21 protein-coding genes and 1 tRNA gene are annotated in these 20,563 nt (G+C 69.2%); 10 read left to right on the forward strand and 12 right to left on the reverse strand.

The window, feature by feature from the left end; genetic code table 11:
* Together ABD663_RS01765 and ABD663_RS01770 are read right to left on the reverse strand one after the other, a co-directional pair.
* Positions 1–936: SPFH domain-containing protein (locus tag ABD663_RS01765; protein WP_344736128.1), on the reverse strand; the 936-nt coding region annotated here is incomplete at its 3' end.
* Complete coding sequence (locus tag ABD663_RS01770; protein ID WP_344736129.1) at positions 929–1,423, reverse strand: NfeD family protein; 495 nt, start codon at positions 1,421–1,423, stop codon at positions 929–931. The genes ABD663_RS01770 and ABD663_RS01765, both read right to left, overlap by 8 nt.
* A gap of 121 nt (positions 1,424–1,544) precedes the next feature.
* On the opposite strand from ABD663_RS01770, the gene ABD663_RS01775 reads away from it, so the two are divergent.
* Both ABD663_RS01775 and ABD663_RS01780 read left to right on the forward strand, forming a co-directional pair.
* Positions 1,545–2,309, forward strand: coding sequence for an SDR family oxidoreductase (locus tag ABD663_RS01775; RefSeq protein ID WP_344736131.1), 765 nt, complete (start codon positions 1,545–1,547; stop codon positions 2,307–2,309).
* A 1-nt stretch (position 2,310) separates the two neighbouring features.
* On the forward strand, positions 2,311–4,299 hold the full coding sequence (locus tag ABD663_RS01780; protein WP_344736132.1) for a S9 family peptidase: 1,989 nt from the start codon (positions 2,311–2,313) through the stop codon (positions 4,297–4,299).
* A 55-nt stretch (positions 4,300–4,354) separates the two neighbouring features.
* On the opposite strand, the gene ABD663_RS01785 is transcribed toward ABD663_RS01780, so the two are convergent.
* Together ABD663_RS01785 and ABD663_RS01790 are read right to left on the reverse strand one after the other, a co-directional pair.
* Positions 4,355–4,912 (reverse strand): HdeD family acid-resistance protein, encoded by a 558-nt coding sequence (locus tag ABD663_RS01785; RefSeq protein ID WP_344736134.1) that lies wholly within the window; start codon positions 4,910–4,912, stop codon positions 4,355–4,357.
* 98 nt (positions 4,913–5,010) lie between these two features.
* Positions 5,011–5,658, reverse strand: a complete 648-nt coding sequence (locus tag ABD663_RS01790; protein WP_344736135.1) for a TetR/AcrR family transcriptional regulator — start codon at positions 5,656–5,658, stop codon at positions 5,011–5,013.
* A 69-nt stretch (positions 5,659–5,727) separates the two neighbouring features.
* Here ABD663_RS01790 and ABD663_RS01795 point away from each other — a divergent pair, with 69 nt between their 5' ends.
* Positions 5,728–6,138: a VOC family protein gene (locus ABD663_RS01795; RefSeq protein ID WP_344736136.1), complete on the forward strand. Its 411-nt coding sequence runs from the start codon at positions 5,728–5,730 to the stop codon at positions 6,136–6,138.
* A 143-nt stretch (positions 6,139–6,281) separates the two neighbouring features.
* On the opposite strand, the gene ABD663_RS01800 is transcribed toward ABD663_RS01795, so the two are convergent.
* Positions 6,282–6,542, reverse strand: coding sequence for a DUF6458 family protein (locus ABD663_RS01800; RefSeq protein WP_344736137.1), 261 nt, complete (start codon positions 6,540–6,542; stop codon positions 6,282–6,284).
* A 192-nt stretch (positions 6,543–6,734) separates the two neighbouring features.
* On the opposite strand from ABD663_RS01800, the gene ABD663_RS01805 reads away from it, so the two are divergent.
* From ABD663_RS01805 to ABD663_RS01820, 4 genes are all read left to right on the forward strand, one after another.
* The gene (locus ABD663_RS01805; RefSeq protein ID WP_344736138.1) at positions 6,735–7,646 is read left to right on the forward strand and encodes a pseudouridine-5'-phosphate glycosidase; all 912 of its coding nucleotides are present in this window, start codon (positions 6,735–6,737) and stop codon (positions 7,644–7,646) included.
* Positions 7,646–8,494 (forward strand): carbohydrate kinase family protein, encoded by an 849-nt coding sequence (locus ABD663_RS01810; RefSeq protein WP_344736139.1) that lies wholly within the window; start codon positions 7,646–7,648, stop codon positions 8,492–8,494. Before ABD663_RS01805 ends, ABD663_RS01810 begins: the two co-directional genes overlap by 1 nt.
* 130 nt (positions 8,495–8,624) lie before the next feature.
* Positions 8,625–9,833, forward strand: coding sequence for a GNAT family N-acetyltransferase (locus ABD663_RS01815; RefSeq protein ID WP_344736140.1), 1,209 nt, complete (start codon positions 8,625–8,627; stop codon positions 9,831–9,833).
* Between the two features lie 56 nt (positions 9,834–9,889).
* Positions 9,890–10,459, forward strand: a complete 570-nt coding sequence (locus tag ABD663_RS01820; protein ID WP_344736141.1) for a dihydrofolate reductase family protein — start codon at positions 9,890–9,892, stop codon at positions 10,457–10,459.
* Here ABD663_RS01820 and ABD663_RS01825 read toward each other — a convergent pair.
* The 3 genes from ABD663_RS01825 to ABD663_RS01835 are packed head-to-tail and all read right to left on the reverse strand — an operon-like array spanning position 10,432 to position 13,662.
* Entirely contained in the window at positions 10,432–11,205 is a 774-nt protein-coding gene (locus tag ABD663_RS01825; RefSeq protein ID WP_344736142.1) for an SGNH/GDSL hydrolase family protein, read from the reverse strand. The two genes, ABD663_RS01820 and ABD663_RS01825, sit on opposite strands and share 28 nt — an antisense overlap.
* Positions 11,206–11,225: 20 nt before the next feature.
* Positions 11,226–12,584, reverse strand: coding sequence for an MFS transporter (locus tag ABD663_RS01830; RefSeq protein WP_344736143.1), 1,359 nt, complete (start codon positions 12,582–12,584; stop codon positions 11,226–11,228).
* Positions 12,585–12,624: 40 nt separating this feature from the next.
* A complete protein-coding gene (locus tag ABD663_RS01835; protein WP_344736144.1) occupies positions 12,625–13,662 on the reverse strand; it encodes an LLM class flavin-dependent oxidoreductase in 1,038 nt (345 codons plus the stop codon).
* 85 nt (positions 13,663–13,747) lie between these two features.
* Here ABD663_RS01835 and ABD663_RS01840 point away from each other — a divergent pair, with 85 nt between their 5' ends.
* On the forward strand, positions 13,748–14,383 hold the full coding sequence (locus ABD663_RS01840; protein ID WP_344736146.1) for a phosphoribosyltransferase: 636 nt from the start codon (positions 13,748–13,750) through the stop codon (positions 14,381–14,383).
* Positions 14,384–14,387: 4 nt separating this feature from the next.
* Here ABD663_RS01840 and ABD663_RS01845 read toward each other — a convergent pair whose 3' ends face one another.
* The gene (locus ABD663_RS01845) at positions 14,388–16,061 is read right to left on the reverse strand and encodes a DUF885 domain-containing protein (RefSeq protein WP_344736148.1); all 1,674 of its coding nucleotides are present in this window, start codon (positions 16,059–16,061) and stop codon (positions 14,388–14,390) included.
* Between the two features lie 39 nt (positions 16,062–16,100).
* Positions 16,101–18,737 carry a DNA polymerase I gene (gene polA / locus ABD663_RS01850; protein ID WP_344736149.1) on the reverse strand — a complete coding sequence of 879 codons (2,637 nt, stop codon included), beginning with the start codon at positions 18,735–18,737 and terminating at the stop codon, positions 16,101–16,103.
* Between the two features lie 50 nt (positions 18,738–18,787).
* Here polA and ABD663_RS01855 point away from each other — a divergent pair, with 50 nt between their 5' ends.
* Complete coding sequence (locus tag ABD663_RS01855) at positions 18,788–19,225, forward strand: PaaI family thioesterase (protein WP_344736150.1); 438 nt, start codon at positions 18,788–18,790, stop codon at positions 19,223–19,225.
* Positions 19,226–19,336: 111 nt separating this feature from the next.
* On the opposite strand, the gene ABD663_RS01860 is transcribed toward ABD663_RS01855, so the two are convergent.
* On the reverse strand, positions 19,337–19,948 hold the full coding sequence (locus ABD663_RS01860; protein ID WP_344736151.1) for an ANTAR domain-containing response regulator: 612 nt from the start codon (positions 19,946–19,948) through the stop codon (positions 19,337–19,339).
* Between the two features lie 38 nt (positions 19,949–19,986).
* On the opposite strand from ABD663_RS01860, the gene ABD663_RS01865 reads away from it, so the two are divergent.
* Positions 19,987–20,069 (forward strand) — tRNA-Leu (locus ABD663_RS01865).
* Between the two features lie 57 nt (positions 20,070–20,126).
* On the opposite strand, the gene ABD663_RS01870 is transcribed toward ABD663_RS01865, so the two are convergent.
* Complete coding sequence (locus ABD663_RS01870; protein WP_344736152.1) at positions 20,127–20,516, reverse strand: SHOCT domain-containing protein; 390 nt, start codon at positions 20,514–20,516, stop codon at positions 20,127–20,129.
* Positions 20,517–20,563: the final 47 nt, after the last annotated feature.

Genomic DNA, 20,563 nt, shown 5'->3' on the forward strand with positions numbered 1-20,563 from the left:
GACCGTCGGTCTCGGCGATTTCGGCGCGGGCGATGCCGGCGCGCGGCCGCCGAAGGCGTCACCGATGCCCTTGAGGGCTTCGGTGAACTCGCTCGGGATGATCCACATCTTGCTCGACGCGCTCTCGGCGATCTTCGGCAGCGTCTGCAGGTACTGGTAGGCGAGGAGCTTGTCGTCGGGGTCGCCGTTGTGGATGGCATCGAAGACCATCTCGATCGCCTCGGATTCGCCCTGGGCGCGCAGCACCGCGGCCTGCTTGTCGCCCTCGGCGCGCAGGATCTCGGCCTGGCGTCGTCCCTCGGCCTCGAGGATCTGCGACTGCTTCGACCCCTCCGCCGTGAGGATGGCGGCACGCCGATCGCGCTCGGCGCGCATCTGCTTCTCCATCGAGTCCTGGATCGACAGCGGCGGGTCGATCGCCTTCAGCTCGACGCGCGAGACCCGAAGACCCCACTTGCCGGTCGCCTCGTCGAGCACGACGCGCAGCTGGCCGTTGATGTTGTCGCGACTGGTCAGCGCCTCCTCGAGGTTGAGGCCGCCGACGACGTTGCGCAGCGTCGTGGTGGTGAGCTGCTCGACGGCGCTCAGGTAGTTGGCGATCTCATAGGTGGCCGCGCGGGCATCGTTGACCTGGAAGTACACCACCGTGTCGATCGAGACGACGAGGTTGTCCTCGGTGATCACGGGCTGCGGCGGGAAGGACACGACCTGCTCGCGCATGTCGACCAGTGGCCGCAGTCGGTCGATGAACGGAACGAGAAGGTTCAGGCCGGGGCTCAGCGTGCGCTGGTAGCGCCCGAGTCGCTCGACGATTCCCGCGTACGCCTGCGGGATGATGCGGATCGAGCGGAAGATCACGACGATCACGAAGATCGCCAGGACGACCAGCAGCACGATGACGAAGATCTGGCCGATGAAGGCTCCGGGGTCAACCATGGTCGGGGGTCCTTTCTGCCGGGGGAGTGGCGGCCTGAACCTCGACGGTGGCGCCGTGGACGGCGGCGACGGTGACGCGGACGCCGACGTCGAAGCCGGCATCGGGCACACCGTCGGGAAGACGTGCAGTCCAGCTCTCGCCGTTCTCGAGGCGAACGGATCCCGCTCCGTCGACGAACGGCGCGATGACGCGCCCGCCCATGCCGTAGAGGGCGTCGACGTTCGTCGCGACCGCTGGATCGCGTGAGCGCAGTGCCCGCAGCAGCAACGGGCGGATCGTGAACAGGAGGAGCGCGGAGAGGATCGCCGCCATGGCGATCTGCAGCCACCAGGGTCCGCCGAGGAGGTTGACGCCGAGGCCGCCGATGAGGCTGCCGGCCGCGAGCATGAGGAAGGTGAACTCCAGAGTGACGAGCTCGACGATCACGAAGACGAACGCCAGCGCGAGCCACAGAATCCACATGTACTGCGTCAGGTCCGGCAACATCGTCCGTCCTCCTCGTCCCCCCTTCGAGACTACCAACGCGTGGGGCCGACGGCGCCCGATTGGTAGGGTCGAACCGGTCCGGCGGGTGGTCGGATCGCACCGCCAGCTACAGGAGTCCGACATGACCCAGCCCCTCGCATCCGGATCCCTCTCGGGCCGTACCGCACTGGTGACCGGTTCGTCGCGGGGGATCGGCGCCGACACGGTGCGCTACCTCGCCGAAGCGGGGGCCGACGTCGTCATCAATTACCGCAACAAGGCACCCCGCGCCGAGAAGCTCGCCGAGCAGCTGCGCGGGCTCGGCGTGCGCGCCCTCGTGGTGGGTGCGGACCTGACCGACCCGGCATCCGTCGGCGCCATGTTCGACGAAGTGCGGGCGACGTTCGGTTCGCTCGACATCCTCGTGCTCAACGCATCGGGCGGCATGGAGTCGGGAATGGCCGAGGATTACGCGCTCACGCTCAACCGGGACGCCCAGGTGAACGTCCTCGAGACCGCGCTGCCGCTGATGGGCGACGGGGCACGCGTCGTGTTCGTCACCAGTCACCAGGCCCACTTCATCCGCACGACGCCCACGATGCCCGAGTACGAGCCGGTGGCGCTGTCGAAGCGGGCCGGTGAGGACGCCCTCCGCGAGTACATCCCGGCCCTCGCCGAGCGGGGGATCGGCTTCACGGTGGTCTCGGGAGACATGATCGAGGGGACGATCACCGCGACGCTTCTCGAGCGCGCCAATCCCGGGGCCATCGCCTCGCGCCGCGAATCCGCCGGCAAGCTCTACAACGTCTCGGAATTCGCCGCCGAGGTCGCGCGTGCCGCCGTCGACCCGGTGCCCGAAGACAACACCCGCCTGGTCGGCGACACCGGTTCGTTCGCGGGGGAGTGACGTGCGCGCGGGCGACATCGAGACGCTCACCTCCGTCGGACGCCCCGACATCGCGCCGGACGGATCGTTCGCGGTCTTCGCGGCCTCGCGCCCCGATCTGACTGCCAACCGTCCGGTGGGCCAGCTGTGGCGTGTCGATCTGCCCGACGGCACGCCCCGGCGACTCACCCGCGGCATCGCCGACTCGTCTCCGCGGCTCTCGCCCGATGGGCGCGCGGTCGCGTTCGTCCGCGGCGATGCCAAGGGCCGCGGCCAGATCTTCGTCGTGGATGCCGGGGGAGGGGAGCCGGTTCAGGCGACGGATGCACCCGCGGGGGTCGGCGGGTTCGCCTGGTCGCCCGACGGCGAACAGTTCGCGTTCACGGCACGTGTGCCGGAGCACGGGCGGTACGGCACGGTGGAGAGGCTGGAGGCCGCCGCAGAAGCGCCCCGGCGCATCACCGGCGTGCGGTGGCACGCCGACGGCCTCGGGTACCTCGGGGATCGCCCGGCGCACCTGTTCGTGATCGCCGCGCCGCCGACCGACGCCGAGCCCTTCTACGAGCCGGCGCCCGTGGCGCTGGCCGACGGCGAGCCCCAGCCCGAGCATCGGGTGGTCGCGGCGACGGCGCGCCAGCTGACCGACGGTACGGCGTCGCACGCCGGCGTCGTCTTCTCCGCCGACGGCACCGAGATCCTGACCGTTCCCGACGACATCGAGCTGTCCAGGCGCGACCTGAGGGATCGCGTCATCGCCGTCCGCGCGGACGGCTCGGGCTGCCGGGATGTGCTGACCGCCGACGCAGGGATCGGCGTGTACGAGATCGCCGTCGCCGACGACGGCGCCGTGCTGATGCTCGGATACGAGACCGGTCCTGACGGAATCGACTTCGTCGCACCCGGCGTGGCGCTGTGGCTGCTGGAGGCGGGGGAGCCGCGCCGGCTGACGGACGCCGAGACCATGGACCTGGGCGAGGTGGGAAGTCACCTCACCCCGCTGGGCGAAGACGTGCTCGTGCAGAACCGCGCTCACGGCCGCGTGCACCTTCTCCGTGTCGATCGAAGCGGCCGCGTCGCCGAGGTGATGGGCGGCGACATCGAGGTCGGCGGCCACGCGGCAGCAGCCGACCGCATCGTCGTCAGCGCCGCTCTGCCTGATTCGTTCGGTGAGCTGTTCCTGATCGAGTCCGAGCAGCAGACGCAGCTCACCGCGTTCGGCGGCGCGGCGGCCGCTGCGGGCATCGTCGCGCCGCGCGAGCTGACCGTCGCGGGCCGCGATGGCTACGCTGTGCACGGCTGGGTGGCGACACCCGAGGGGGAGGGGCCGTTCCCCGTGATCCTGCAGATCCACGGCGGCCCGTATGCGTCATACGGTATACACCTGTTCGACGAGACGCAGGTGCTCGTCGATGCCGGCTACGCCGTCGCCTACTGCAACCCTCGAGGCTCCGCCGGCTACGGACGCGCCCACGGGCGCAGCATCCGGCGCGCGATGGGAACGGTCGACTTCCACGACGTGATCGACTTCCTCGACGGTGTGCTGGAATCCGACACTCGACTGGATGCCTCGCGGGTCGGCGTCATGGGCGGCTCCTACGGCGGATACCTGACGGCATGGATCATCGCACACGAGCGCCGCTTCTCGGGCGCGATCGTCGAGCGCGGCTTCCTCGACCCGGTCTCGTTCCAGGGAACGAGCGACATCGGATCCTTCTTCGGTGACGAGTACGTCGGCGTCGAATCGGAGTCGATGCAGGCGCAGAGCCCCATGGCGGTCGTCGGCCGGGTGCGGACTCCGACTCTCGTGCTGCACTCCGAGCAGGATCACCGCTGCCCACTCGAGCAGGCGACCCGCTATTACAGCGCGCTCAAACGCGCGGGAGTCGAGGCCGAACTGGTCGTGTTTCCGGGGGAGGGCCACGAGCTGAGCCGGTCGGGCCGGCCGCGCCATCGCGTGCAGCGGTTCGAGGTCATCCTCGATTGGTGGCGGCGCCACCTGCCCGTCGACTGACGATGATGAGGGCCCCCGGGAGCGATCCCGGGGGCCCTCATCGTCACGAAGTCGCTTACGCGCCCTTGCCGAAGGTGAACGCGCGCACGATGTTGATGATACCGAGCACGATCAGCGCGATGCCGATCAGCCACCAGAGGACGACGGCGCCCCACAGCGGCGAGAACAGCAGCACCACACCGGCGATGATGCTGACGATCGCGAAGAAGATCGTCCAGCCCTTCGACGACGCGTCACCGAGCGTCGACAGCGACACGATGCCCTCGATGATCCACATGATTCCCACGAGGATGCCGAGGAACAGCGCGAGCCACGCAGTGGCGGCACCGAGGTTGAGGAATGCGATGATGCCCGCGATGACGAACAGGACGCCGAGCACGATGTGGCCGACGCGCGCCCAGCCGCCCTTGGACTTCGAGAAGATGCCGAGGCCGGCGTAGACGAGGCCCGCGGCGATCGCGTAGATCGCGATGATGGCCGTGACGACCATCGCCGTCTTGCCCGGCCACACGAGGACGAGGATGCCGACGATGACGGCGAGCACGCCGCCGACGCCGAGCGCCGTCCGGATGCCGTTGACCGCGGACTTTTCCGCAGCGGATTCGGTGGTCATGGGGAGGCCTTTCTGAGAGTTTCCTGGGAACTGCGGTGCCGAGTCTAGCGCCCGTCGGGGCCCGTCCGCTTACTCGTCCGCGTGTGTCACCCAACGTCTCACCCCTCACCGACCCTGTCGGAGCCGGGACCCGCACCGGGGACGATCTCCGTGGACGAGTGATCGGCCTGTCCCGCGAGGACGGCCGAGATCAGCGCGTCGAGCACGCTGTGCGTCGCGATGCGGGCCGAGTCGTCGTCCGGACGGTCCGCCAGCCAGAGCGCGGCTTCGTTCATCCCACCGGACAGCAACTGGGTCGCCGCGTCGGTGAAATGACCCGGACCGAGGAGGATCTCGAGAACGGCGCGGAGCTCAGCCGCCGATGCGGCGGCGTCGAGCGCGCGCCATGTATCCCATCCGAGAGCCGCCGGCGCCTCCACCAAGAGCAGCCGCGCGACCGCGCCCTCCGTAATGGCGTCCAGGAACACGTGGCATCCTTCTCGCAGCTGTGCGGCGGGATCGGCGTGGCGTTCGGCGTGGCGCGTGACGGTTGCTGCGATGCGTTCGTGCGCACGTCCGGCGACTGCGCGCATCACGCCAGCCTTGTCGCCGAAGTGGTGGTACACCGCCCCTCTCGTCACCCCGGCCTCCTGGGCGATCTCGTCGATCGAGACGGCCTGGTACCCCTGATCGCTGAACCTTCGTGTGGCGGCATCGAGGACCGCGGCGGCTGTCCGGGCGGCGTCGGCGGCGGATGCGCGGGGCATGGGCTTTCCTTTACGTGCAGTGTGTATGTATATTTCCGTTACATGCATATCGTACGTAAAGGAGGTCCCATGGCGACGCTGAACAGCTTCTATCCCGTGCTCGAGGTCCACGATCCTCGGCGGGCCGCCGATTTCTTCGTGTCGTACTTCGGGTTCGAGGCGACGTTCTTGTCCGACTGGTACGTCAGCCTGGCGCGCGACCCGGCATACGAGCTGGCATTCCTCGCGCATGACCATCCGACGATTCCGGAAGGCTTCGGTTCGCGTGTGGCGGGCGTCCTGCTCAATCTTGAGGTCCCGGACGCGACGGCCGAGTACGACCGACTCGTTCGCGGCGCCGGTCTCACGTGTCCGCTGGCGCTGCGCGACGAGCCGTTCGGGCAGCGTCACTTCATCCTCGAGGGACCCGAGAGGATCCTGGTGGACGTGATCGAGAACATCCCTCCGTCTGGCGAATTCGCAGCCCAGTACGCGGAGTGAGGCCGGGCGCGGTCAGGTAAAGACCGCCGTCGCCGATAATGCACATTATGTCAGTCCTGATCATGACGACGCGCAGTTCCCACTCCCCACAGGACGAAGGGGCGGAGCCTCGCGGCTCCGCCCCTTGGATGATCTCTCGCCGGTCAGAGTCCGGCGGCGTCGTCGGTCGAGCTCGTCGTGCGGTGCGTCACCTGCTCGTTGCCGGCGGAGTCCGTCGTGCGGGCCACCGAGTCGACCTGACGGCGTCGCGCCAGCAGCACGATGCCGATCAGGAGCACGACCACTCCCGCGCCCATCAGGATGTAGCCGACCATGTCGAGGTCGACGAACTCGGTCTCGACGTTCACGGCGAACGCGAGGATCGCTCCGATGGCGATCAGTACGATTCCAGCTCCGATGCTCATGCGGGGTGTCCTTTCCGGGGTGCATCCGCTCCCCTGAACCGGGCGCTGTGCGCGCCGCCCAGCAGAATGACACGGGCGGGGGCACTCTGTGCCAGGGGTTGACACGCGACCGCACAGTGTGCTCAGCGTCGTGGGCCCGAGGCATCCCACCACCGTCGTAGTCTTGATGCGGCTTGAACCGCGGGAGGACTGATGGACGCGATCCGGATCTCGGACGAGGTGCGCGACGCCGTCGCCGACGGACGGCCGGTGCTCGCCCTCGAATCGACGATCTTCACGCACGGACTCCCCCGCCCCCGCAATCTCGACGTCGCCCTCGACGCCGATCGACGCGTGCGCGCTGCCGGCGTCGTGCCGGCGACGATCGGCGTGGTCGAGGGGGTGCCCACCGTGGGCCTGTCCGTCGACGAGATCGAGCGACTGTCGACGTCGGATGCCGCGGTGAAGGCGAGCATCCGCGATCTCGCCGTCGTCGCGGTGAAGTGTCTCAGCGCCGGCACCACGGTCGCCGCCACGGCGCACCTCGCCCATGCTGCGGGCATCCGCGTGTTCTCGACCGGCGGGCTCGGCGGCGTGCATCGAGACGCTCCGCACACGTTCGACGAGTCGGCCGACCTGCCCTCGCTCGCGGCCCTGCCGATCGTCGTGGTGAGCGCCGGCGTGAAGTCGATCCTCGACATCCCCCTCACCCTCGAGCGCCTCGAGACGCTCAGTCTCGCCGTCGTGGGCTACCGAACGACCGACTACCCCGGCTTCTACATCGCCGACTCGGGTCACGACATCGAGTACGCGGCCGACTCCCCCGACGAGATCGCGCGCATGGCGCGGACGCGCGACGCGCTCGGCATCGCGTCGGCGCTGCTGGTGGCCAACCCGGTCTCCGCCGACGAGCAGCTGCCGCCGGACCTCCACGACGAGGTGCTCGCGCGGGCGCTGGCCGAGGCCGAGCGCGCGGGGGTGAGCGGACACGACACGACGCCGTTCCTGCTCGACTTCGTGCAGCGCGAAACGGCCGGACGCAGCCTCGACGTCAACGTCGCGGTGTACCAGGGCAATGTCGACCTCGGCGCGCAGATCGCCGCAGCGCTGATCGCCCGCGCCTGATGCTCACCGTCATCGGCGACCTCATCGACGACGTGATCGTCCGTCGCCCCGGCGCGCTGGAGCGCGGCACCGACAACCCCGCCGTCATCCGCCACACCCGCGGCGGCAGCGCGGCCAACGTCGCCGCGGCAGCCGCGCCCCTCTCCCCCGCGCGGTTCATCGGCCGGGTGGGACGGGATGCCGCCGGCGACAGCCTGGTCGCGGCGCTGCAGTCCGCGGGCGTCGACGCGCGGGTGCAGCGCGGCGAGCGCACCGGCACGATCGTCATCCTCGTCGACGACGACGGCGAGCGGACGATGATCACCGATCGCGCGTCCGCCGCCGACCTCGAGCCGATCGAGCAGTCGTGGCTGGACGGCACCTCGTGGCTGCACCTGCCGCTGTATGGTTTCACCTCGGAATCGTCGCGGGGCGCATTGCTCGCGGCGGCCGCATGGGCGGCGCGATCCGGCGTGCCGGTGAGCATCGACCTGTCGAGCACCGCTCTGATGCGCGAACTGGGCGCGCCCGTGCTCGCCGGCATCCTGGCCGACGTCGTACCCGATGTCGTCTTCGCGAACACCGACGAGGACGGGTGCCTCGCCGAGCTGGGACTGGAGCCCCCGTCGGATGCCGTCTACATCGTCAAGCGCGGGCCGGCGCCGGTGCTGCTCGTCGTCGGCGGCACCTGCACCGAGGTGGCCGTGGAGCCCGTCGCCGACGTCGTCGACTCGACCGGTGCCGGAGACGCCTTCGCCGCCGGGTACCTCGCCGGCGCCCGAGAAGGGCGCTCTCCGCGGGACTGCGTCCTCGCGGGGATCGTCCTGGCCGCGGGCGCCGTTCAGGGATTGGGCGCCCTTCCGGGCTGAGCTCTGAGGATTCGAGCACGGGGACGCCGGGATCTGGCGGGCGCCCCTCCCCGGCCGGCGCTCGGGCAACGGTAAGTTCTTCTCCATGACGTCAGAGTCGCTCGCGGATTCGCCATTGTCCGATGCGGTGGTGCTCAGACCCGCCGTCGACAGCGACATCGGGGCCCTCCGCGCGATCGATTCGGCGTGCTTCCCCGCGGGACGCGCTGACGTCGAGCCGGCGCACGAGGGCGAACTCGAAGGGGCGCTCGCGGCCGGTCAGATCACGGTCGCTGTCCGCGACGGCTCGGTGGTCGGGTTCATGCAGACCGAACTGCTCAATCCCGACCACATCTATCTCGCCGCGCTGGCCGTCAGGCCCGAGCATCAAGGCTCGGGCATCGGCGGCGCGCTCGTGCGGCGCTTCCGCGACGAGGTCGCGGACACCACTCCGCGTCCGTCGGCGACGACGGTCACGAGCCCGCAGAACGTGGCCATGATCGACCTGCTGACACGCAACGGATTCGTCGGTACCCGCGGCATCCGGGACTACTTCGGCCCCGACAAGCATCGCGTGTACTTCCAGCTGAAGAGCCGCCAGCGGGTCGCCGACCCCGATGACCGCTCGCTCGTTCCGGCCGTGGCGGTCGACCACCTGCTCGACCTCCTCGCCGATGCCGAGACGCAGCTGACGTCGGTGGTGCGCAGCTTCCAGGGCACCTTCGTGGAGGTGTCCCGGATCGAAGCCGAGGACCGCGCGGGACTCCGGGCGGACGAGGTGTCGGTGAGCACCGGGGAGGCGGGCGCGGTGCTGGCGGCGCTGACGTTCCTCCTGGGTTTCTCCTTCGCCGTCGATGCCTTCTCGGACGCGCTCCGGATCCTGACGCTCGTGGCGACGATCCTCACCCTTGGGGCTGCGCAGGTGTATGCGAACGCGTCGGGTTCGCTCTCCCGGCTGCAGGACGATCAGTTCGCCGGCTACATGAAGTGGGGCAACCTCCTGCTGGAGTTCGGCGGCGTTTACCCGCTGGTCCTCGTTCTTCCGGCCGTCTTCGCGAATGTGTCCGAGAGCCTCTGGCTGTCGTTGATCACCTCACTGGCGGTGACCGTGCTGATCATCCTGTACGAGGTCTCGCCGTTCTCGATCTCGGGGCGCTACTCGCGGGACCTGGCGTTCTGGGTGCTGGTCTCGGCGAGCGCGCTCCTGCCGCTCGCCGCGATGCCGCTGCAGCAGTGGACCGGCAGCGACACGGTCTGGGTGGCCGCTGTCGCGGTCGTCTTGCTCGTGCGGCTCCTCTGGCTCGTGCCCGGCAGCCGGCAGGAGCTCGGCGTGCGGATGCGCCCGATGCGCCGCCGATGAGCAGCCGCGCCGGCGCACCCTGACCGGCTGTCGGAGGCCTTGGCTAGCGTGTGTGCATGCCCCGCGTGATCTTCTACACCGCCACCACCCTCGACGGCTTCCTCGCCGACGACGAGCACTCGCTGGAGTGGCTCTTCTCGGTGCCCGGCGGCGAGGGAGGCGGTGATGACTTCGCCGCCTTCCTCGACGGCATCGGCGTGCTCGTCCAGGGGTCGTCCACATACCAGTGGGTGCTCGACCATGAGGACCTCGTCGCGCACCCCGAGAAGTGGCCGGAGTACTACGGCGCGCGACCGACGTGGGTGTTCACGTCGCGCAGGCTCCCGAGCGTGCCCGGTGCCGACATCAGATTCGCCGACGGCGACGTGGCATCACATTGGCCCGAGATCCGGGAAGCGGCTGGGGATCGCGACGTGTGGGTCGTCGGCGGCGGCGACCTCGCCGGGCAGTTCGCCGACGCGGGCCTGCTCGACGAGATCCGCGTGTCGGTGGCACCGGCGACGCTCGGGTCGGGCAAGCCTCTCCTCCCCCGACGGTTCGGCGCGGACCGGCTGGAACTCACCGACGCGAAACGTGCGGGCGCGTTCGCCGAGCTGACCTATCGCGTGTCGGCGCCGGGCGCCTGAGGCGCCACCGAGGTCCACGTCGCGAACTTGGGCTCCCGACCGTCGCCCGATGAGGTGCCGGTCAGTCGTCGTCGCACCCAGGGTCCGAGGTGATCCCGGTAGTAGGCGCGAGCACCCACGGCCACGGTCGGCAACTCCGGCAGCGACCACCACGCTGTGGGCGGTTCGACCCCGAGCGCCGTGAGCACGCGCGCGGCCACGCGGTGGTGTCCGCGCGAGTTCATGTGCAGGCGGTCCTCCGACCAGTAGGGCGGCGTCGAGAGCTCGCGGTCGGGCCAGTTCAGCGCGCGCACCACATCGGGGCGATCGGCGACCACCGCGTTCACCGCGCGCGAGAGGTCATCACCGCGACGCTGGATCACCCGCCCCATCGGCAGCTGGGGTGAGGGATTCGCGCCCGAGAGCAGGATGAATGTCACGCCCTCCTCGTCGCAGCGCCTGAGAACCTGCTCGAACGCGCTGACGATGTGCGCGATGCTCGTCCGAGGCCGCAGCATGTCGTTCCCGCCGCCGTTGAAGGACAGATGGGTCGGCTTCAGGGCGAGGGCGGGCTCGAGCTGCTCATCGACGATCGGGCGGACGAGCTTGCCGCGTATCGCGAAGTTCGCGTACTCGACGGTCTCGCCGAGTCCGTTCGCCCACCCCTGTGCGACGAGATCGGCCCACCCCCTCACGTGACCGTCGGGCAGTTCATCGCCGATGCCCTCGCTGAACGAATCGCCGATCGCCACGTAACGCACTGCCATGTCTTCACCCTATGGGCGTGTCAGCGGGCATCCAGACTGGCACCACGACGGTCGGCCAGGCCCCACGCGGCGACCGCGGCCACACCGAAGAAGACCGCGAATACGACGAAGAGCAGGGGCGTGCCGCCGGCGAGCAGCAATCCAGGCACGGCGAGCGGCGCCAGGATCGACGCGATGCGTCCGACGCCGGCGGCCCATCCCGAGCCGGTCGCGCGCAGGGACGTCGGGTACATCTCGGGTGTCACCGCATACAGCGCTCCCCATGCGCCGAGGTTGAAGAACGAGAGCGCCATCCCCGCCCCGATGATGAGCGCCTCGGTGCTCGCGGTGCCGAACACGATGGCCGACAGCGCCGAGCCCACGAGGAACACCGAGAGGGTGGTGCGTCTCCCCCACACCTCGATGAGCCAGGCGGCGGCGGCATAGCCCGGCAGCTGGGCGAGCGTGATGATGACGGTGAAGCCGAACGACCGCACGAGGTCGTAGCCCTGCGCCACGAGGATCGACGGGATCCAGATGAACGCGCCGTAGTACGCGAAGTTGACGCAGAACCACACGAGCCAGAGCGACGCGGTGCGCAGCCGGAACTCGCCCGACCACAGTGTGCGAAGCCGCTGGCTCACGGTGGTCGCCGCCGGAGGGATCATGATCGGCCCGGTGGTCAGCCGCCGGCGTGCCTGCGTCGTCATCGAGGCACTCGATTCGAAGGACGAGACCACGCGGTCGGCCTCGTCGACCCTTCCCTGCCGCTCGAGCCAGCGAGGCGACTCGGGCAGGCCCCAGCGCACCGCGAGCGCGTACAGCGCAGGCAGCGCGCCGATCGCGAACGCCCACCGCCATCCGTCGTCGCTTCCGGGGATCACGAGGAAGCCGATCAGGGCGGCGGCGGTCCATCCGACGGCCCAGAACGCCTCGAGGATGACGATGAGGCGACCGCGCATCCGCGCCGGCGCGAACTCGCTCACGTAGGTCGAAGCGACGGGCAGTTCCGCACCGAGGCCCAGCCCGACGAAGAAGCGCAGCGCGATGAGCAGTGCGACACCGCCGACGAGCGCGCTGGCCCCGGTCGCGATGCCGTACACCAGCAGAGTGATCGCGAAGACCTGACGGCGACCGAATCGATCGGCCAGCAGTCCGCCGAGGGTCGCACCGACCGCCATTCCGACGAATCCCATCGACGCGATCCACGACGTCTCGGTCGGGCTCAGCTCCCACTGCACGGCCAGCGCCGCGATCACGAACGAGATGAGTCCGACGTCCATCGCGTCCAGCGCCCAGCCGATCCCCGACCCGGTGAGCACGCGCAGGTGCATCCGCGTGAAGGGCAGGCGATCCATTCGCCCGGAGAGGGTCGCGTCGTCGGTGCGGGCATCCGTCATGAGCGACATCGTACGGATGCCGCGCCCGCCGTGGTCGCTCTCAGGAGAGCATGTCGTGCACGAGCGGTGCGACATGCGTGCCATAGAGCTCGATCGACCGCATCAGGGCCGGGTGGCCGAGGGTTCCTGTCGAGAACTTCATGTCGAAGCGGTCGACGTCGAGGGTCCTCACCGTCTCGGCGATCTTACGGGCGACGGTCTCGGGCGAGCCGACGTACAGGGCGCCCTCCGGGCCGAGATCGTGCTGGAACCGAAGGCGGCTGTACGCAGGCCATCCGCGCTCACGTCCGATCGTGTCGTTCATCGCCTGGAAGCCCGGATACGCCTCCTCCCAGGCCTGCTCGTCAGTCGGTGCCACGTGACCCGGCGAGTGCACGCCGATCGGCCGCATCGTGTGCTCGAACGTCTCGAGCGAGCGTCGATAGAGGTCGACGAACGGGCGGAAACGGGCAGCCGGTCCGCCGATGACGGCGAGCATCAACCCGAATCCGTACCGCGCCGTGCGCACGACCGACTCCGGGGATCCGCCGACACCGACCCACGTGGTGAGGCCGCGCTCGGTCTTGGGGAACACGTCCGCCTCGTGCAGGGCCGGACGCATCGTGCCCTCCCACGTGACCGGCTCCTCTGCGAGCAGACGCGAGAAGAGCTCGAGCTTCTCGTCGAACAGGACCTCGTAGTCGCGCAGGTCGTAGCCGAACAGCGGGAAGGACTCGATGAACGATCCACGTCCGAGGATGACCTCGGCGCGGCCGTCGGAGACCGCGTCCAGGGTGGAGAACCGCTCGAACACGCGCACCGGGTCGTCACTGGAGAGCACGGTGACCGCCGTGCCGAGGTGGATGCGCTCGGTGCGTGCGGCGGCTGCGGCGAGCACGATCTCGGGGCTCGACACGGCGAACTCCCGGCGGTGGTGCTCCCCGACCCCGAAGAACGCCAGTCCGACCCCGTCGGCGAGCACCGCTTGATCGACGACATCGCGAATGGTCTGGGCGCCGCTGACGCGCGAGCCGTGCTCGTCCAGGGTGATGTCGCCGAACGTGTCGAGGCCGAGTTCGACCGGAGGGGTGTCTGCCATGTCGCTGCTTTCTATTCGGGTGAATGAAACCGAGGATCGCCGACATCCATTCCCGCCGACGGCGTCGCGGCGTACCGTGAAGATCATGGCCATCTTCGCGGATCGCGTCGAGGCCGGTCGGCAGCTCGCGCCCCTGCTCGAGCCGTGGGCGTCGCCGGGCGCCGTCGTCTTCGGCATCGCGCGCGGCGGAGTCGTGGTCGCCGCGCCCGTCGCCCGGCACCTCGGTGCTCCCCTGCGGGCGGCCGTGGTCCGCAAGCTCGGCTCGCCGGGGAACGAGGAGTACGCGATCGGCGCGATCGCCGACTCGGTGCGCGTTCTCGATGCCGACGCCGTGGCACGCACCCGCATCACCTCCACCGAGGTGGCCGAGGTCGAAGCCCGGGAACGTGCGGAGTTGGCGCGGCGGCGCGGACTGTTCGGAGCCTCGGTCGCGGACAACCTCGCGGAGGTCACCGCGATCGTCATCGACGACGGCATCGCCACCGGCTCCACCGCGACGGCTGCGTGCCGCTCGCTGCGGGCGCGGGGGGCGGCATCCGTGGTGCTCGCCGTTCCGGTCGCGCCGGCGCGGTGGGAGCCCGAGGTCGGAACCGTCGACGCGTACGTCTGTCCGCACCGTGAGCACCCGTTCTGGGCCGTCGGTCCGTTCTATCGGGACTTCCGGCAGACGACGGATGCCGAGGTCGCCGCTGCGCTGGACGACGACCCCGCTTCCTCGTGACAGATCAGCGAGTCAGGGCGCTGCGCAGCGTGTCGAGACCGACGCTGCCGACGTCGAGTGCCCTCTTGTGGAAGTCCTTGATCGAGAACGCGTCGCCTTCGCGATCGCGCAGCTCGTCGCGCAGCTCTTCCCAGATGCGCTGACCGACCTTGTACGACGGCGCCTGACCCGGCCAACCCAGGTAGCGGTTCACCTCGAAGCGGATGAACTCGTCGGGCATGTTCACGTTCCCCCGCATGAAGTCGAGCGCGTAGTCCGCGTCCCAGTCGCCCGATCCGTCGGGCCGTGGTTTGCCGAGGTGCACACCGAGGTCGAGCACGACACGCGCCGCGCGCATCCGCTGTCCGTCGAGCATCCCCAGCCGGTCTGCGGGATCGTCCAGATAGCCGAGCTGCTCCATGAGCCGTTCGGCGTAGAGGGCCCAGCCCTCGGCGTGCCCCGACGTTCCAGCGAGCAGACGGCGCCACGAGTTCAGCTGGGCACGGTTGTACACCGCTTGCGCGATCTGCAGATGGTGCCCGGGGACGCCCTCGTGATAGACCGTCGTGAGCTCGCGCCACGTGTCGAACTCGGTGACGCCCTCGGGGACCGACCACCACATGCGGCCGGGACGCGAGAAGTCGTCGGTCGGACCGGTGTAGTAGATGCCGCCTTCCTGGGTCGGGGCGATCCGGCACTCGAGCGTGCGGATCGGCTCGGCGATGTCGAAGTGGGTGCGGCCCAGCTCCTCGACGGCGCGGTCGCTCGTCTCCTGCATCCAGCGCTGCAGGGCGTCGGTGCCGCGCAGCTTGCGGGACTGGTCCTGTTCGAGGTGGGCGACGGCCTCGGCGACCGTGGCACCCGGGAGGATCTCGTCGGCGATCGCCTCCTGCTCGGCGACCATCCGTGCGAGCTCCTCGATGCCCCATTCGTACGTCTCGTCGAGGTCGATCGCGGCGCCGAGGAAGCGCCGCGAGTGCAGTGCGTACAGCTCGCGGCCCACGGCGTCGACATCGGACGCCGCCGGCGCGAGTTCGGAGCCCAGGAACGCCGCCAGCTCGTCGTAGGCGACGCGCGCCGCGTTGGCGCTGTCGGAGAGCTCGCGTGCCAGCGAGGCCGGCAGCTGCCCCTCCTCGGGGGCCGCATCGCCGGCGAACGTGGCGAAGAAGCCGTTGTCGCCGGTGTAGCGGCCGATCTGGGTGACGACCTCGACGACCTGGCGTCGCGCCGGAACCACGCCTTCTGCGATGCCGGTGCGGAGGGTCTCGATGTAACCCGACACCGCCCCGGGAATCGCCTCGAGTCGCTTGGCGACGATCGACCAATCGTCGGCCGACGCGGTCGGCATCAGGTCGAAGACGGCGCGGATGTCCTGCGCGGGCGACGCGATCACGTTGAGGTCGCGCAGGTGCCAGCGCGCATCATGCAGTTCGAGCGTGAGCTCGAGCTCGCGGGTGAGGTCGTCCTTGGTGACGATGTCGATGTCGTCGACGGGCTGCGCCTCGGCCAGCGCGGCCAGGGTGCTGCGTGCTGCGCCGGCCACCTCATCGTGGCCGACGGGAGAGTAGTCGGCGAGGCGGCCGTCGGGATCGGGTCGGCCGATGTACGTGCCCAGCTCGGGCACGAGGGCGGCGATGGTGTCGACCCACGCGTCGGCGATCGTGTCGACCGGCGTCGGGGTACGGGTGGGATCTGTCATGGCATCGAGCCTAGACAGCGCCGCGGACGCCGCCAAGCGTCAGTGCGCGGCCTCGTTCCAGTCGGCGCCGCGGCCGATCTGCACGTCGAGCGGCACCGACAGGTCGGCGGCCCCGCCCATGCGTGTGCGCACGATCGACTCGGCCTCGTCCCATTCGCCGGGCGCGACCTCGACGACCAGTTCGTCGTGGATCTGCAGCAGCACGCGTGACGCGAGTCCGCGCGCGGTGAACTCATCATGGATGCGGAACAGCGCGATCTTCATGATGTCGGCCGCGCTCCCCTGGATGGGGGCGTTCAGCGCAGCGCGCTCGGCGTTCTCGCGCAGCACGCGGTTGGGGCTCGACAGGTCGGGGAACGGCCGGCGGCGACCGAAGATCGTCTCGGTGTACCCGTCGATGCGCGCCTGCTCGACCGAGGAGCGCAGGTAGTCGCGCACCGCGCCGAAGCGGGCGAAGTACTCGAGCATGAGCTCTTTCGCCTCGGATTGCTCGATGCGCAGCTGCTTGGACAGCCCGAACGCCGACAGGCCATAGACGAGACCGTAGGACATCGCCTTGACCTTGGTGCGCATGATCGGCGATACGTCCGCGGGATCGACCGCGAAGACGCGTGCTCCGACGAACCGGTGCAGGTCCTCACCGGAGTTGAACGCCTCGATAAGGCCCGGGTCTTCGGACAGGTGCGCCATGATGCGCATCTCGATCTGCGAATAGTCGGCGGTCAGGAGCGTTTCGTACCCGTCACCGACGACGAACGCCGAGCGGATGCGACGACTCTCATCGGTGCGCACCGGGATGTTCTGCAGGTTCGGGTCGGTCGAAGACAGGCGCCCGGTCTGACTGCCGGTCTGCACGTAGGTCGTACGGATGCGTCCGTCCTCACCGATCGCGGAGTCGAGCGACTCGATGATCTGTCGCAGCTTCGTGGCCTCGCGGTGCTGGAGCAGAAGGTCGAGGAACGGATGCGGTGCAGTCTCCTGCAGATCGGCGAGAACCGCCGCATCGGTCGAGTACCCGGTCTTGGTCTTGCGCGTCTTCGGAAGGGCCAGTTCTTCGAACAGCACCTCTTGCAGCTGCTTGGGCGAACCGAGGTTCACCTCGTGGCCGATCGTCGCGTAGGCCCGCTGCGCGATCGCGTCGGCGCGCTCACCCAGTTCGGCCGAGAAGGTCGAGAGGGCCTCGTGCGAGACGGCGACGCCCGCGAGTTCCATGTCGGCGAGGGTCTGCAGCGTGGGCAGCTCGACGTCGATGAGGATGTCGGTGACCCGCGGCGCGAGCGCGGCGCGCAGCGCCTCGGTCACCCGCCGGACGTACCAGGCGCGCTGTCCCGGGGTGGCGCCATCGGTCTCGGGGACCAGCTGCGACGGGTCGGACTCAGGCAGCTTCTCGTCGAGGTAGCGGTCGACCAGGTCGGCCAGCGACTTGTCGGCGAAGCTCGGCCGCAGCAGCCATCCGGCGAGGATCACGTCGAACGCGATGCCGTCCAATCGCACGCCTGCTCGGCGCAGCGCCTTGACCTGGGGCTTGGCGTCGCACAGCAGCTTGGGTGCAGGCCCTTCGAGCCAGCCGCGCAGAGTGGCGGCGACCTCGTCGCTCCAGGTGATCTCGACCGCTTCGTCGCTGCGGGACAGGCCGAGACGGTGCGGCAGGCCGCCCACGACGTCGACGACGACGCCGACCTCGGCATCGGACGCAGCGACCCACTCCGCCAGGGCGGCGGCATCCGGCTCGGTGGGAACCGGCATGTCGGCGACGGGGGCGGCGGCGACGGTCATCGCCTCGTCGGCGCCCGCGGCCTCGAAGACACGGGGCAGCAGCGTGCGGAACTCGAGGCGCGAGAAGATATCGCGGACGGCCTGCGCATCGATCGGCTGCACGGCCAGGTCGGCCGGCCCGACCGGCAGCTCGACGTCAGTCAGCAGCCGGTTGAGGGAGCGGTTCCGACGCACGTCGTCGAGGTGCTCGCGCAGGTTCCCGCCGACGACACCCTTGATCTCGTGCGCGCGATCGAGCAGGGCGTCGAGGCTGCCGAACTGGGTGAGCCACTTCACGGCGGTCTTCTCGCCGACCTTCGGCACACCCGGCAGGTTGTCGCTGGTCTCGCCGACGAGCGCCGCGATGTCGGGATACTGCGCAGGGGGAAGGCCGTACTTCTCGACGACCGCAGCGGGATCGTAGCGCTTGAGCTGCGAGACGCCCTGCACGTTCGGGTACAGCAGCGTCACATCGTCGCTGACGAGCTGGATCGTATCGCGGTCGCCCGAGCACACGAGCACGTCGAAGCCCTGGTCCGCGCCCTGCGTGGCGAGGGTCGCCAGGATGTCGTCGGCCTCGATGTCCTCCTGCTGGAGCACCGTGATGCTCATGGCGGCGAGACAGTCCTGCAGCAGCGGGATCTGCCCGCGGAACTCGGCCGGCGTCTCGGAGCGGTTCGCCTTGTACTCGCTGTACTCACGGGTGCGGAACGACTGACGAGAGGTGTCGAAGGCGACCGCGAGGTGGGTCGGTTTCTCGGCCTTGATGAGATTGATGAGCATCGCCAGGAATCCGTAGATGCCGTTCGTGTGCTGGCCGTCCTTCGTCGAGAAGTTGTCGACAGGAAGTGCGTAGAACGCCCGGTAGGCGAGCGAGTGCCCGTCGACGACCAGCAGGGTAGGCTTTCCGGAGTCCGTCACCCTGCAAGCGTAGCCGGGGCCGGCGACAGCCCCCCGACCGAGAGCGAGCGATGGCAGAAGAGCCGACCGATGCCGCGCAGGCCGTGAACGCAATGGAATGGGCGGCGCGTCGCGGAGTCGGCGCCCTCGCGGAGAAGATGGGCTTCCGATGGGTCGAGTTCTCCGTCGACCGCTGCGTCGCGACGATGCCGGTCGAGGGGAACACGCAGCCGGTGGGCCTCATGCACGGCGGCGCATACGTCGTGCTCGGTGAGTCTCTCGGGTCGATGGCCGCCAACCTCCACGCCGGACCGGGGCGGCTGGCCGTCGGGGTCGACATCAACGCCACGCACACCCGATCGGCCACGTCGGGCACCGTCACCGGCGTGTGCACGCCGATCCATCTCGGGCGCACGATCACGGTGCATCGGATCGAGATCACCGACGATCAGGGCCGCCTGTGCTCGACCGTGCGCATCACGAACCACATCCGCGTCATGGATGCCTGAGCCGAACGCTCCTCGCATTCACCGGCCGCGTCGATACGCCCGCTTGCGCGGGCTACTCGACGATGGTTCCTTCGGCGTCAAGGCTGCTGTGCAGCATTGATCCCTTCGGACTCATTTCTTCGGCGCGAGCTGCTCGATGATCGCCTTGGCGACGTCCTGCATCGTGAGGCGCCGGTCCATCGACGCCTTCTGGATCCAGCGGAAGGCCTCCGGCTCGCTCAGACCCATCTTCTCGTTGAGCAGACCCTTGGCGCGGTCGACGAGCTTGCGCGTCTCGAACCGCTCGACCATGTCGGCGACCTCGGCCTCGAGGGTGATGATCTGCTCGTGGCGGGCCAGGGCGATCTCGATCGCCGGGAGCAGGTCGTTCGGTGTGAACGGCTTGACGACATAGGCCAGCGCGCCGGCTTCGCTGGCTCGCTCGACGAGTTCCTTCTGGCTGAACGCCGTCAGCAGCACGACGGGCGCGATGTTGTTCTTGCTGAGCTTCTCGGCCGCCGAGATGCCGTCGAGCTGCGGCATCTTCACGTCCATGATCACGAGGTCGGGGCGAAGTTCGGTGGCCAGCTGCACCGCCGTCTCGCCGTCGCCCGCCTCGCCGACGACGTCGAAGCCGTTGTCTCGGAGGATCTCGACGATGTCGAGGCGGATGAGCGACTCATCCTCCGCGACGACGACGCGGCGCGGTGCGGTCTGGGTGCTCTGTTCCTGCTCAGTCACCATTGAATCCTACGGTATGGTCGATCGCGACCGCGCGACGGGCCGGTGTGGCGGAATGGCAGACGCGGCCGACTCAAAATCGGCTGCCCGAGAGGGCGTGTGGGTTCGAGTCCCACCACCGGTACACGAAGAAGAGCGGATGCCCCGCAGGAGGCATCCGCTCTTCTTCGTCTGATCGGGTTCAGGCCCCGAAGTACTGGTTGCCGAGCGCCTTGCTCTTGAGGGCTTCGAACTCGCCCTGCGTGATGGCGCCGGAGTCGAGGAGTTCCTTGGCCCGCGCGATGTCCTCGGAGGGGCTGGCCGATGCCGAAGGACGGTACGAGTCGTCTTCGGGGGCTCCCATGCGTCGCACCTGCGCCCGCTCCGCCATGCCGCGACCGCGCGCGATCACGTAGATCAGCCCGGTCAGGAACGGCAGGAACACCAGCAGGATGATCCACAGCGCCTTCCACCAGCCGTTGAGCGAGTGATCGCGGAACAGGTCCGTGATGACCATGATCACCACGTACACGTAGGCCACGAAATAGAAGCTCCACAGCAGGATCCACAGGAATTCACCGAACAAGCCCATGCGGGCACCTCACTCTCCGTCGGACGGGCACCAGCGTACTGGGTGCG

This window comes from Microbacterium awajiense, assembly GCF_039536545.1.
Lineage (GTDB): Bacteria > Actinomycetota > Actinomycetes > Actinomycetales > Microbacteriaceae > Microbacterium > Microbacterium awajiense.

Bases quoted from the DNA above. Each gene is read 5' to 3' on its own strand.
- ABD663_RS01785 (WP_344736134.1), bottom strand. From the start codon at position 4,912: ATGACCACCGAATCCGCTGCGGAAAAGTCCGCGGTCAACGGCATCCGG.
- ABD663_RS01840 (WP_344736146.1), top strand. From the start codon at position 13,748: ATGGCCATCTTCGCGGATCGCGTCGAGGCCGGTCGGCAGCTCGCGCCC.
- ABD663_RS01830 (WP_344736143.1), bottom strand. From the start codon at position 12,584: ATGACGGATGCCCGCACCGACGACGCGACCCTCTCCGGGCGAATGGAT.
- ABD663_RS01775 (WP_344736131.1), top strand. From the start codon at position 1,545: ATGACCCAGCCCCTCGCATCCGGATCCCTCTCGGGCCGTACCGCACTG.
- ABD663_RS01870 (WP_344736152.1), bottom strand. From the start codon at position 20,516: ATGGGCTTGTTCGGTGAATTCCTGTGGATCCTGCTGTGGAGCTTCTAT.
- ABD663_RS01860 (WP_344736151.1), bottom strand. From the start codon at position 19,948: ATGGTGACTGAGCAGGAACAGAGCACCCAGACCGCACCGCGCCGCGTC.
- ABD663_RS01820 (WP_344736141.1), top strand. From the start codon at position 9,890: ATGCCCCGCGTGATCTTCTACACCGCCACCACCCTCGACGGCTTCCTC.
- ABD663_RS01845 (WP_344736148.1), bottom strand. From the start codon at position 16,061: ATGACAGATCCCACCCGTACCCCGACGCCGGTCGACACGATCGCCGAC.
- ABD663_RS01805 (WP_344736138.1), top strand. From the start codon at position 6,735: ATGGACGCGATCCGGATCTCGGACGAGGTGCGCGACGCCGTCGCCGAC.
- ABD663_RS01835 (WP_344736144.1), bottom strand. From the start codon at position 13,662: ATGGCAGACACCCCTCCGGTCGAACTCGGCCTCGACACGTTCGGCGAC.
- ABD663_RS01790 (WP_344736135.1), bottom strand. From the start codon at position 5,658: ATGCCCCGCGCATCCGCCGCCGACGCCGCCCGGACAGCCGCCGCGGTC.
- ABD663_RS01770 (WP_344736129.1), bottom strand. From the start codon at position 1,423: ATGTTGCCGGACCTGACGCAGTACATGTGGATTCTGTGGCTCGCGCTG.
- ABD663_RS01795 (WP_344736136.1), top strand. From the start codon at position 5,728: ATGGCGACGCTGAACAGCTTCTATCCCGTGCTCGAGGTCCACGATCCT.
- ABD663_RS01810 (WP_344736139.1), top strand. From the start codon at position 7,646: ATGCTCACCGTCATCGGCGACCTCATCGACGACGTGATCGTCCGTCGC.
- ABD663_RS01855 (WP_344736150.1), top strand. From the start codon at position 18,788: ATGGCAGAAGAGCCGACCGATGCCGCGCAGGCCGTGAACGCAATGGAA.
- ABD663_RS01825 (WP_344736142.1), bottom strand. From the start codon at position 11,205: ATGGCAGTGCGTTACGTGGCGATCGGCGATTCGTTCAGCGAGGGCATC.
- ABD663_RS01800 (WP_344736137.1), bottom strand. From the start codon at position 6,542: ATGAGCATCGGAGCTGGAATCGTACTGATCGCCATCGGAGCGATCCTC.